Genomic DNA, 12,317 nt, shown 5'->3' with positions numbered 1-12,317 from the left:
AAGTTGACCATTCGTTTTGTGGAATCCTCAAAACTGCCCACCTCTTGGGGTATGTTTGAGATGCACGGTTTCGAGGAAGTGGAAACCGGAAAAGAGCACGTGGTACTCACCATGGGTGACTTCGATACCGAAGAGCCTCTGTTGGCCCGTATTCATTCTGAGTGCCTGACCGGAGATGCACTATTCTCCCTGCGCTGTGATTGTGGTGCCCAGCTACAACATGCGATGCATCGCATAGCGATGGAGGGGCGTGGAGCTATTTTCTATCTCCGCCAGGAGGGCCGCGGTATCGGTCTGTTAAATAAGATTCGCGCTTACCACTTGCAGGATTGTGGTGCGGATACGGTGGAAGCCAATGAGCAGTTGGGCTTTGGCGCGGATATGCGGGATTACTCAATTCTGAAAGCAATGATCGAACACCTGGGTATTCATGCCATTCGCTTGATGACCAATAACCCGCGTAAGGTAAAAGCGCTGGAGGACTTGGGCATCAATGTGACTGAGCGCCTGCCGCACCAGTCTGGGCGCAATCCCCACAATGCCAAGTATTTGTCCACTAAAAAAGGCAAACTTGGTCACCTGATTGAAAATGAGGATGAAGAAGGAAAAGAGGAAAACTAACTTTCACTTTTCTTTAAGCACCCCAATAAAAAAGGCCGGAGTTATCCGGCCTTTTTTATTTTGAAGAAATTATTTAAACTGAATTCGGATATTTCAAGCTCGATTTTAAACTATTCAGAGGCTTTTAATTCTTAAAGACCTTGCCCCCTTTCATCACAAAATCCACATCTAAAAGCTCATCGATATTATCCAGTGGCGAGCTATCGGTGGCGATAATATCGGCGTACTTACCGGACTCAATGGTGCCCAGTGAATCGCTCATATCGATCAGGTCGGCGGCGTTAACGGTAGCGGATTGCAGGATGGTCATATTGTCCATACCGGCTTCACTCATCAGTACCGCCTCGCGAGCATTGATGCCGTGCTTGGATACACCTGAGTCGGTACCGAAAGCAATTTTTACTCCGGCATTGACTGCTTTACGGAAATTGCCGCGCATGTCTGTGCCAACACGAATGGCTTTTTCCTTCTGAGCTTCAGATAAGACATCGGTATTTTTTGCCAGCTGTACCACAGTATCGCCGGCGAGAAGTGTCGGAACCAAGTAAGCGCCGGTTTCTTTAAATAACTTATGGGCGCGGGGACCTGCGTAGGTGCCGTGCTCAATGCTGTCTACACCAGCTTCCAGTGCGGCGATAATGCCTTCTTCCTGGTGCGCATGACTGGCCACCTTGCGACCCATACGTTTGGCTGCAAGGACCACCTCTTTTAACTCATCCATTTCCATCTGCTGACCAGTTCCGGTAGCGCGATCGGTGAGCACACCACCGGTAGAGGTAATCTTGATAAAGTCAGCACCATATTTGATCGCATGGCGGGTCGCGCGTCGGCACTCGTAGGGGCCGTCGCATACAGTTTTGGTCTTGTCATCATGCAGCTCCATTAGCTCTGGACTGACCCCGCTGATATCTGCGTGGCCACCAGTTATTCCCACCCTGCCGGCTGCAACAATTCGCGGGCCATCTACCCAACCTTTATTGATCGCATCGCGCATCGCATACATTTCTTCACCACTGTTACCAGCGTCGCGCACAGTGGTAAAACCAGACTCCAGGGTTCGCATGGCAAACATTTGCGAGCGCATCTGGGTCAGCGGCATGGACATCTTGAGAGCCTCGGTATCATTTTTAGGTCCCAGCTCACCTTGTAAATGCACGTGCATATCCATTAAGCCCGGCATTACGAAACTATTTTTAAGATCAATGACTTCAGCGTTATCCGGGCTTACATAACCGGATCTGACAGCACTGATCTTGCCGTCCTCGATAATTACACTTTGCTCTTGTAAAGGTTTCTCACCGGGAACGGCGAGTAGTGTGCCTGCATGGATAACAGTAGTTTTTGCCAGTGTCGCGGATGAGAGAAGAGTTGCGATGCCGCAGAGAAGGAGACGCTTCATGATTTGTACACCTATTTATTATTTAGGTACACGCTAAATCAATCTGCGGAATATGACAATTGCGAGCTGATTACTTGGTGAGAGCCGGGAAATAGTTTCTAAAAAATGAAAAAAAGGCCGGAAAATCCGGCCTTTTAAAATTTATAAAGAATTAATATCTACGGCGTGGCTGCACAAATACTGCGGTAGTTCGGCCGGGCAGAGTAAAGGTGCCGCTGCTCCTATCAAATTTTACTTTGTGCAGGCGTAAGTCTACTGATCGGCGCTGACGTGGGTGCTTGAACAGGTACTCACCAATAAGGTTTTCGCTGGTAAATTCCAATGATTCGTCATCGCCATTAAACAGCACCACAATACGTTCAAAGCGGCGATCGATGTTGCCACTGGATTCGGATAACTCCATCACAATCAGCCCAGGAACCTGGTCGGGTCCGGTGTTGAGGAAATTGAGGTGTGCCTCTACGGACTCTGCATCAGACAAGCGGAACAGGGGAGAGCTGTTGCGAATCGCCAGCTGCTCGCGGAATAGAGCAGAGCTCCACAAGCGGTGCCGGCGCTCGGGAGCCAATTCCGGGTTTGCCAGTAAAGGTTGCATCAGGGACCAGTTATCTTCGTTTTTATCTGCGATAGGTAAACCCGCAGCCCAATTATCGGTGGCGAGGCTGAAGTCCAGCGCATTAAACCAGTCACCGGAGTTGTAACTGTCCCGATCCATCGACTTTGAGCGCAGGAAATCCTGGCCTGCGTGGATAAACGGCACTCCCTGGGCGAACAGAACCAGGGAATTACTGAATGCCTGGATACGCACTCGTTCAGCCAAGTCGGCGCTGTCACTGGCTTTGATCTGTACTCCGTCGAACAGCGTCTCGTTGTCGTGGGCGGCAATATAATTAATGGATTCCTGCGGGTCGGCGGTATAGCCGGTGGGCTGGCCGTTATAGACCAGCTCGCTGCCGGTAATGATATTGCCGTTGGCATCTTCAAAAGGATAATCCGCCAGGTTGCCGGCTAGGGAAACGCGGACTTTATCTGCCAGGGTTAGCAGTGTGGCACGCTCATCTTCTCCCTCAAACTTACCGTTGCTGTCGGTGAACAGACCGGTACCAAAGCCCTGCTCCTCAAAGCCTCCGAAGGGGTTGCCACCACGCACGGAATCGCGCAGGCGATCGTTAAAGGTGCCGATACCGCTGCCGGCCATATTGCCCTGGCGGGCCTGTACAAAGCGAGCATCGTCAGCCACCTCGCCAAAATTCCAGCCCTCGCCGTACAGATAGATAGCGCTGCCATCGACACCATCGGCTGCGGGGGTCAGTGATTGCAGTGCCGCTTGCGCCTTGAGAATATTGTCGAGGCTGTGATGTCCCATCAGATCGAAACGGAAGCTGTCCACCTTGTAGGCCCGGGCCCAGGTGACCAGGGAATCGATCATCAGCTTTTCCATCATGGCGTGCTCACTGGCGGTATTGGCGCAGCAGCTACTCATTTCCACACCGCCTTCCAGATTGCGGCGGTGATAATAGCCGGGGACGATTTTATCGAGTACGGAGTTGTCGTATTGGCCATAGGAGCTGGTGTGGTTGTAAACCACATCCATTACCAGTCGCAGGCCGGAGCGGGATAGCCCCTGCACCATTTGACGGAATTCGCGAATGCGTGCAGGTCCATCGGGAGCGCTGCTATAGCTGCCTTCGGGGACCGTGTAGTGCAATGGATCGTAGCCCCAGTTAAAGCCATCGGTATCGCGAATTGCATCTACCTGGGCCTGCTGCTCGCTGCTGTCCGATGCGTAGTCTGAGAGGTCCGGTGTTTGCTGCTGCTGCATGCGATCCTCATTGACTGTGGCAAAGTCAAAGGCCGGCAGCAGGTGGATATGGGTGAGGCCGGCGCGGGCCAGTTTATTGAGGTGGCGCATGCCGTCGCTGTGCTTGCGGGTGAAAGCCTTGAAGGTGCCGCGCTCTGCTTCGGGGACAGTTTGATCCGCAATACTGAAATCGCGTACGTGCAGCTCGTAGACACTGATATCTTCTGGCTGGGTTAACTTGGGCTTGCGCAGGCGGTCCCAACCGCGCGGCATCAGGTCCCGGTCATTCAGGTTAATGATCTGGCTTTTGCCGCTATTGATGGAGAGACTCAGGGAGTAGGGGTCGGTGACCAGGTTGGTTTCAATCTGGCGGCTGAAGTAGGAATACACCTCGACCTCGTAGAGGTAAAAGCTGCGGTCCCACTGCTTATCGATATCGGCACTCCAAACCCCGGTAGATTCATCGCGCAGCATGGATACCACCTGATCGGCGCTATCGCTGCTGGAGTCTGTAAACAGGTGCAGCTTTACTGCCCGTGCGGTGGGAGCCCAAAGATCGAGCTGGATATTCTCCTCGCCGACACGGGCACCGAGTTCACCGTCGTAGTAGAAGCGATCATCGAGCGCGCCTGCCATCTGCACACCAGTCGCATCCAGTAAGTTGCCTTCCGCATCGTAAGCGGCGAGGGCCAGCTGCTGGGTGATCAGATCGCTGATGGAGGCCTGCCCTGGCAATTGCCAGGCACTGAAACTGGCCAGGTGCGGGAATTTTTGTAGGGCGCTGTCGGGCAGGGTGGTGATAGGGGTGAGGTCGATGGTGCCATCGGAACGGATATCACCGTCCTCCAGTTTTAGCTCGGCGCTGTTGCTGTAGTGCAATTTAACCTCGATACCTTCCTGCACCTGGATATCCCAGGCAAAGCTGATGGTATCCACCCAGTGAGCTTTATCGCTGCTCAGGTCACCCTTGGCGAAGCCGTCACTGCTGACGGTGACTTCTTTACTATTCGAGTCAAAAGCAAAGTAGATTTCGTCGTAATCGGCAGCCACGGTAAAGCTGACGTTAGCTCCATTGTTGCCGTAGCTCTCCTCCCAGCCTTCGTGCAGGGCTACCTTGAATTCATAGGAGCCGGCAGGAAGCGCTGAGGTGATAAAGGTGTAGGTGCCATCTCCATCGGCATCCTGCATCCAGCTGCGCAGGCAACCGGGTTGCCAGTCTCCCGGGCACCCCAGCAGGGATTGGAAGTTGCCGGCTACAGTGGCGACCACGCTATTGTGGTTGTCGGTGATCCAGTGACTCTCGTGGTCGTAGATAAATTTAACTTCGCGGGCCTCATCCAGGCTAAGGGAAATATTACCGCCGTCCCGCTGGCCGCCCGAGCCATAATTTTCATCCCAGCTGTTGTTGAGAGCGGCTTTGTACTCCCAGTTGCCACCGGGTATCCAAAAGTTGCCCTGCCATTTGTCGTCTTCGCTGTCATAGCTGAGCAGGGTGGCGACACAACCTGGTTGCCAGTCGCCATCGCAGCCCAGTTGGCTTTGTAGGTTTCCGGGAATATTGACCTCTGTGGGATCTGGTGTGTCAGATGCCCAAACCGGTATTTGGATGGAGCAGAAGACTGCCCCCAGAATCAGCCCGGCCCTTGTGCCGGGCCCTGTAAATTTTGTTGTTGGCATAGCGCTTCCCATTTTTTGTTGTACTTGTTGCGGTTCTCTCAGTTGGTATTGAATCGCAGTCACGCATTGACGGCCTCCCACCCCGAGGAGGTGGAGGTCTGGGGGAGGTGGTTGGGGGTGTCATAAAACCTTTATAAATTCGTCACTTGGTGGAAACACCCGCAGGAGAAGATGCTTCTCGAGTAAACGCGATGGCGAAAGAAAAAGCCGGATCTATACTCAACTGATCGGGTTATGGTGAGTCGAGAAAGGTGATGCACTCGCTGTAATCGGATTCGAAGGCCGGCTTTTGCCGGCTTTGCTTTTTGTGGCGGGGCAATTACTAAGAGGCTTCCCGGGATTATCCTTGCTCCTATCCCCGGGTAGTGCTAATTTGCCCATAGCCCGCCAGGTATTTTGGCGGAATCCAGAACTCAATGACTGCGGAGGATGATTGATGATTGTTGCAACCCTCCGTCGGGTCCAGTAGCAGCCTCCAGCTGCCCACGCCCGGCGATAGATTCCTAGACGTCGGGCTTTCCCTGAGAAAGCTCTGTTGGCCGCGTATCTGCGGTCGCTTGGTGCTTTGTTGCGCCCAGAGGGTTTCAATCTTGAGTAAATCTCACTTTACCCGCCGGTCTGTTAATAGATTCGGCACTAAATCCCCATCTATCAAAATTGAGCGGGAAGCTTCTCCGCTGCAAAAACTCGGTTGGAAGTCTTTTTTCCAGCAGCAGCTGACGCTCGAAGAACTCGAACAGTGTTTGCCGCTGCGGGTTATGGCTGTACACCGCAGTCGCCTGGAATTGGCCGGCGAGCAGGGGGCTGTGTCCCTTCCGCTAACCGGGAGTCTTGTGGCTAATTTACCCGCGGTGGGGGATTGGCTGTTGTTAGAGAAGAGCAGTGGATATTTCGTGCGTTTGTTGAGCCGCAGCAGCCAGTTTGAGCGCATGGCACCTGGGGGGCATCAGGTGCAGATGATTGCCGCCAATGTCGATAGTGTTTTTATTGTTTCGTCTCTGAATGATGACTTTAACCTCTCACGTATTGAGCGCTATTTGGCTCTGGCTCGGGAGTCTGGTTGCAGCCCACACCTGATACTGACTAAGACCGATCTGTGTGAAGATACAGCCCCTTTTCTTCAGGCATTGCGTCCATTCGGCGAATTACCCGCTGCAATGGTAAATAGCCTGGATCGAGAAAGCGTGGCACAGCTGCGCCAGTGGTGCTTACCTGGGGAAACTATCGCGCTGTTAGGTTCTTCTGGAGTGGGTAAATCCGCTTTGCTAAATGCGCTGTATGGCGAACCCCTGGCTGAGACTGGGACCATTCGCGAAGCCGATAGTAAAGGGCGTCACACTACACGGAAACGCTCTCTTCACTCCCTGAGTTGGGGAGCGCTGTTACTCGATAGCCCTGGAATGCGGGAGCTAGGATTGGTGCATGTTGAAGATGGCGTGGCGGAGACTTTTTCTGATATCGAGGCCTTGTCCAGAGAGTGTCGCTTTTCTGACTGCCAGCACCAGTCAGAGCCAGGCTGTGCGGTACAAGAGGCAATAACGGGCGGTTCGCTGGATGATCGGCGCTTGCGCAATTGGCAAAAACTGCAACAGGAACTAAGCCGTAACGGTCAAACTCTCGCGCAGAAACGGGCAGGGGAGAGAGCGCTATCCCAAATGTATCGATCTGTACAAAACCAGGCGCGTAAACACAAATATTCAGAGGATTAATAGAACTGGCGCCCGGGAATTTTCCCGGGTGCTTCTCAATTAATGAGAGAGTTTTAACGTGACAACGCCTAAGATAATGAGCAAAACCCCCAGGTAGCGTCCAAGGCTGGTGGAGTCTCCAAAGAACAGCACCCCTACCGCAAAGGCTCCGGCGGCACCAATTCCCGTCCAGACCGCATAGGAAGTACCAATAGGTATCTCCCGTTGCGCCAGCCACAAAAGAAATCCACTGACCCCAATAAATACCACAGCCATAACCACACCCAGAAGGCGGGTGTTACTGCCCTGTGAAATTTTCAGTCCAAGCACCCAACCAATTTCGCATAGTCCGGCGAGTATTAAGTAGAACCAGGCCATGATATTCCTTTAAAGAGACTCGGCGATTTGCTTCTAGCGGAGAAATCAATGTTGACATGTCAGTAAACAAGTCTTTCCCGTATTAGAACAGATATAGTTGAGAATAGCTGAGATGGCTTTATTGAAAGTCAGGTGGATAGCTGTGCCTCGCTCCCATTCAGTAATTAATCTCAAAGTGCAGCCGGACCCGTTTGAGCTCTTAATACGCTATCTATTAGTTACATTGCCAAGTGCATTGTTTCGGAGGAAGTTGTGGAGCATGATAAATAAAATCTTTACTGAGAGGGCTTTGCATTGTTTTCCAGATGAAATCTGGAAAACGATAAAACTGTGCGAAAGTCTATTTAAATCAGAGCCCAAACTTGCGCGAAATGAATTTTTCTATATCATTGTAATGATAATTATTATCATTTGGTACTGGTTCAATACCCTTGTAAATTTAAAATAACTATCAGATAAAGTAATTAAAACTTATGTCAAATAGATTGCCACCTGAATGGGCCAAGCAAGATGCAATAATGCTCACTTGGCCCCATGCGGATACTGATTGGAAACCGATACTAAACGAAGTAGAAGCGGTTTATATTTCTATTTGCGAAGCTATAACTGCTCGGCAAAAACTGGTAGTCGTTTGTCATGATGAGGTTTTAAAAATACATATTAGCCAGTTATTACATGGGGCTAATGTAATAATTCAGAACATTCAGTTTGTTGTTGTTGCTACAAATGATAGTTGGACGAGAGATCATGGCCCAATTTCAGTAGTGAACAGCCAAGGAGAAGTTGTTGCTCTCGATTTTACGTTTAATGGATGGGGAAGCAAATACCCGGCTGATTTAGACAATCAGATTAACCAGGAAATGTTTAAGCAATTGGGTATCTGTAATTGGCGAAAAATTGACGTCGTTCTTGAAGGTGGAGCAATAGATATTGATGAAAAGGGCAACCTTTTAACGACTGAGCGCTGTCTGCTAAATAAAAATCGTAACCACCGCATGACAAGAGCGGATATCGAGGGACTGCTAAAAACTGAGTTAGGTGCAAAGAATATTCTATGGCTGGATCATGGCGCATTAGAGGGCGATGATACAGATAGTCATATCGACACTCTTGCACGGTTCGCACCTAGCCAAACTATTGTCTATCAGGGCTGTAATGAAAGTGGTTATCGTTTTTTTGATGAACTTGAGAAAATGAAGCAGAGTTTATTACAAATGCGCTCACTTGATGGGAAACCATTTAATTTGCTGGAATTACCATGGCCTAGCGGACAAGTAAATGCAAGTGGCGAGCGTTTACCTGCCACTTATGCCAACTTTCTAATTATCAATGATGCGGTACTAGCTCCTGTATATGATATTGAAGAAGATACTGAGGCGTTACAAACTCTCCAGATGGCATTTCCGGAGCATCAGATAGTTGCAGTTAATTGCCGGCCCATTATCGAACAGTTCGGTAGTTTGCATTGTTTAACTATGCAGCTGCCGAAAAACCTCATGGCTAATTAGGCGTTAAAAATAATTTTTTGCATCTAATCTAAAATTAAACAATCTAGCGAATTTATTAATGAGTAACATAGTTAAAGTGGCACTTGTTCAGCAAGATAACACTGTTGATTGCCAACAAAATATTGATAGATCAACTCAGGGAATACGTGCCGCAGCGAGTGAAGGCGCTGATTTAGTAGTGCTGCAGGAGTTGCATCGTAGCCTATATTTTTGTCAGTCAGAAGATGTGAGTTTATTCGATTTAGCTGAGACGATCCCCGGACCCAGTACGGATTATTTTGGAAGGCTTGCAAAAGAACTCGGCGTGGTCATAGTGACCTCTCTGTTTGAAAAGCGTGCTGCAGGTATTTATCACAATACTGCAGTGGTATTGGATAAAAATGGCTCTATTGCCGGAAAGTATCGAAAAATGCATATTCCGGACGATCCGGGATTTTACGAAAAATTTTATTTCACGCCTGGTGATTTGGGCTTTGAAGTTATAGATACGAGTATTGGCAAGTTGGGCATATTGGTTTGTTGGGATCAATGGTTTCCTGAAGCTGCCCGACTGATGGCAATGGCTGGAGCAGAATTACTGATTTACCCAACCGCAATTGGATGGGACCCGCGCGATGATGCGGCTGAGCAGCAACGGCAACTTGAAGCCTGGAAAATTTTACAAAGGTCCCACGCGGTAGCGAATGGCGTACCAGTTATTAGTTGTAATCGTGTGGGCCATGAAAGTGATTCCAGTGGAAGTTCTGCCGGCATTGATTTCTGGGGTAATAGCTTTATCTGTGGTCCACAGGGCGAGCTACTTGCCTGTGCAAGTGAAAGTGATGGTGAGATACTAATTGCGAATATAGATATGGAGAAAAGTGAACAAGTACGTCGTATTTGGCCATACTTGCGAGATAGACGTGTCGATCATTACCAAGACTTAACGAAAATTTACCGTGATTAAGAGTTGATAGTTTGGGTCTGCCAGATTTCCTAGAAATTAGCAGACCCAATTTACTAAATGGCTAGTGGTTCGCGACACTGCTGAAGTTGTTGAATTAGGTATCTATCTCTAGCTAGTGTTTCTTTACAGTCATCACCAAACCATTCCAGTGAAGCTTCAATGTTGCGGACTCTCTTGTCTGGATGCTGACTAATATGACTTACGAATTCCTGATAGTTAACAGCGCCATCAAACAGCGGGACAATACCTTCCCGCGAGCCAGAAGCAGAATATACATTAGCAGGCGAGAACACATTCAGGAATTCTGCAGAACTTACATTTTTTAAGTGGATATGATTAATATTATCTTTTAAAGCCTCAAAAGCTGGGATCACTTCAGTTTTTGATTCCCAGACATGGAGTACGTCAAAATTGATTTGAAGATTGTCACAAGCAACGCTCTGTAATAAATTTTTTGTTGCTGGGACGGAATCCGCATATGTATTGGGATGTGTTTCAATAATTAAGTTGAGATCATGTCGGGACATCCATTGACAGACCTTGCGCAACGTCTTTGTTAATCGTGCAAAGCCATGCTCAGATGTGTTTGCGCTTGCCTCGGAGCCGGCAAAAGTCCTAATTTTCTTAGCGCCCCAATGTTTTGCTAAGTAACATAAATGTTCTACTTGTTTATGTAACTCTGCTTCAGTGGCATATAGCGCTAAATAATCACTTAACATCGTGATTTTTAGGCCGTAGTCCGCCAACCAATTTTTATTATATTCTGGTTGAGAGGCGAGATTTTTTGCGTGAGTTCCCCACAATTCAATACCCTGAAAATGATTATGCTTCGCCCACTTTGCTAAATGATCAATTGAAACCAGTTGATGGCGAAAAGAGATTGTACAGATAGATAAAATCATATGCACACCTCATTGGAACGTTCTTTGTTAGTAATAGCTACATGGTTTTGCCATTGTTGAAATAATGTATGTAGCTGACGTTTGATTTTAAATTCTCGCTGATCTTGTTGATCCAGTAGCTGCATGATTTCTGTTTTAATATCTGTCGATGATTCGGATGGATAGTTTCCTTCAGTAGCGTAATTCGCGATTTTCATAGAACGAAATTGAATCTGCTTATAAGTGGAAACTAACTCTTCAATAATGTCGCACCATGTTTCAAATTCATCAAAATCCAAATTCAGTTGCAACATAAAATATGCTAAGCCATGTTCGTAGGCATACTTTCGAATAGCCAATACGGGAAGCTGAGTGAGAGCATGGCTCAAATTAGAGGGGCATAGCTGACTTTCAGGAGCCAAATGTGCCTTGACAATTTTTCGCACAGCATCCGTCATCGGATTATTGTTTAAGTTCAAACAGGTAGTAAAATAGTCATGGATTGCCTGATTGGAGCTTGGTTTAATTTGGCTGCTATCAAAGATATAACCGCCAGCAACAGCATCCGACTCAATTGCGTGTAATACTTGTTTTTTATTTTGCTCTCCTTCCCAGCGAAAATCAGGATCCCACATAAATAACATTTCTGGATTTTGACTATTTTCCAGCATTACGTAGTGAGGGAATGGATTCTGGTTAAACTTATTTTCGCGTTCTGGCAACCTATACATATCTAGCATTACCATTATGTTCTGACTGGCAGATTTATTGTCTAGTAATGTTAGTAAAGTGTTAATATTGTCGCTTTTGGATAAGCCTTGGTTGTACCAGGACTTTACCTCGACACCATAAATTTTCTCGAACCAGTTTCGAAAGAAGTCATGGTTCAAATTCTCAGCGTGATAGTTGATACAATAATCATTATCAACTACAACATCGGCGTCCCATACACCAAAGTAAAATGGTCTATGGTCAACATGATCATTTGCTTTGATACACTCGCATAGACAACTCACAAAACAATGTACTTTAATATCCTCAAACTCTTCTGTCTGCTCTTCAGCTTGTTCTGTTGGAGCTATTTCGACTCCTGATTTCTCTTGAGGATCGGTATGTTTGGGAGAAGCGCCATTCTCGCTCTTATAGTTAACCCGGCCTAATATAAACTCACTAAAGCTATCGACTGTATCAAAATCCTTCAAGTTCAAGGCTTCATCGGGTATATCAATTCCCAGCTTTAATTCCAAGCTAATAAGTACTTGCAGGATCAGTACGGAATCAAGGTATAAATCTTCATTTAGCTTGGAGTGAAGCTGAACATCTTCTATATGTGTTAGATTCAACTCATTAGTAAGTATGCTCTGAATCGAATCTACTATTTCAGTCTTTTGCATAATTAATATATTGTTTGTTTGCTC

The 12,317-nt window shown here is 47.9% G+C and carries 9 protein-coding genes; 4 read left to right on the top strand and 5 right to left on the bottom strand.

Annotated features, from left to right (window positions below; all coding sequences use genetic code 11):
• Positions 1–3: 3 nt before the first annotated feature.
• Positions 4–621, top strand: a complete 618-nt coding sequence (gene ribA / locus ACJJI4_RS17615; RefSeq protein ID WP_108734569.1) for a GTP cyclohydrolase II — start codon at positions 4–6, stop codon at positions 619–621.
• Positions 622–745: 124 nt separating this feature from the next.
• Here ribA and ACJJI4_RS17610 read toward each other — a convergent pair whose 3' ends face one another.
• Both ACJJI4_RS17610 and pulA read right to left on the bottom strand, forming a co-directional pair.
• Entirely contained in the window at positions 746–2,020 is a 1,275-nt protein-coding gene (locus tag ACJJI4_RS17610; RefSeq protein WP_444925962.1) for an amidohydrolase family protein, read from the bottom strand.
• A 151-nt stretch (positions 2,021–2,171) separates the two neighbouring features.
• Positions 2,172–5,498: a pullulanase-type alpha-1,6-glucosidase gene (gene pulA, locus ACJJI4_RS17605; RefSeq protein WP_444925961.1), complete on the bottom strand. Its 3,327-nt coding sequence runs from the start codon at positions 5,496–5,498 to the stop codon at positions 2,172–2,174.
• A 590-nt stretch (positions 5,499–6,088) separates the two neighbouring features.
• Here pulA and rsgA point away from each other — a divergent pair.
• Positions 6,089–7,207 (top strand): ribosome small subunit-dependent GTPase A, encoded by a 1,119-nt coding sequence (gene rsgA / locus ACJJI4_RS17600; protein ID WP_444925960.1) that lies wholly within the window; start codon positions 6,089–6,091, stop codon positions 7,205–7,207.
• Positions 7,208–7,246: 39 nt separating this feature from the next.
• On the opposite strand, the gene ACJJI4_RS17595 is transcribed toward rsgA, so the two are convergent.
• Positions 7,247–7,564 (bottom strand): DMT family transporter, encoded by a 318-nt coding sequence (locus tag ACJJI4_RS17595; protein ID WP_108734565.1) that lies wholly within the window; start codon positions 7,562–7,564, stop codon positions 7,247–7,249.
• Between the two features lie 473 nt (positions 7,565–8,037).
• Between ACJJI4_RS17595 and ACJJI4_RS17590 the strand changes: the two genes are divergently transcribed.
• Positions 8,038–9,072, top strand: coding sequence for an agmatine deiminase family protein (locus ACJJI4_RS17590; protein ID WP_444925959.1), 1,035 nt, complete (start codon positions 8,038–8,040; stop codon positions 9,070–9,072).
• Between the two features lie 58 nt (positions 9,073–9,130).
• The gene (locus tag ACJJI4_RS17585) at positions 9,131–10,018 is read left to right on the top strand and encodes a carbon-nitrogen hydrolase (RefSeq protein ID WP_444925958.1); all 888 of its coding nucleotides are present in this window, start codon (positions 9,131–9,133) and stop codon (positions 10,016–10,018) included.
• 53 nt (positions 10,019–10,071) lie between these two features.
• On the opposite strand, the gene ACJJI4_RS17580 is transcribed toward ACJJI4_RS17585, so the two are convergent.
• Positions 10,072–10,920 (bottom strand): sugar phosphate isomerase/epimerase family protein, encoded by an 849-nt coding sequence (locus ACJJI4_RS17580; RefSeq protein WP_444925957.1) that lies wholly within the window; start codon positions 10,918–10,920, stop codon positions 10,072–10,074.
• On the bottom strand, positions 10,917–12,293 hold the full coding sequence (locus ACJJI4_RS17575) for a DUF6005 family protein (RefSeq protein WP_444925956.1): 1,377 nt from the start codon (positions 12,291–12,293) through the stop codon (positions 10,917–10,919). The genes ACJJI4_RS17580 and ACJJI4_RS17575 overlap by 4 nt, the downstream gene beginning before the upstream one ends.
• Positions 12,294–12,317 lie beyond the last annotated feature (24 nt).

The sequence above is a fragment of the Microbulbifer maximicatervae (SeqCode) genome (genome assembly GCF_052467305.1).
The sequence above is the reverse complement of the archived record's forward strand: the minus strand, read 5'-3'. Positions and strand labels throughout refer to the sequence as shown.

Coding starts and splice junctions, on each gene's coding strand:
- ACJJI4_RS17585 (WP_444925958.1), top strand. CDS start 9,131: ATGAGTAACATAGTTAAAGTGGCACTTGTTCAGCAAGATAACACTGTT.
- ACJJI4_RS17595 (WP_108734565.1), bottom strand. CDS start 7,564: ATGGCCTGGTTCTACTTAATACTCGCCGGACTATGCGAAATTGGTTGG.
- ACJJI4_RS17610 (WP_444925962.1), bottom strand. CDS start 2,020: ATGAAGCGTCTCCTTCTCTGCGGCATCGCAACTCTTCTCTCATCCGCG.
- ACJJI4_RS17580 (WP_444925957.1), bottom strand. CDS start 10,920: ATGATTTTATCTATCTGTACAATCTCTTTTCGCCATCAACTGGTTTCA.
- pulA (WP_444925961.1), bottom strand. CDS start 5,498: ATGCCAACAACAAAATTTACAGGGCCCGGCACAAGGGCCGGGCTGATT.
- ACJJI4_RS17575 (WP_444925956.1), bottom strand. CDS start 12,293: ATGCAAAAGACTGAAATAGTAGATTCGATTCAGAGCATACTTACTAAT.
- ACJJI4_RS17590 (WP_444925959.1), top strand. CDS start 8,038: ATGTCAAATAGATTGCCACCTGAATGGGCCAAGCAAGATGCAATAATG.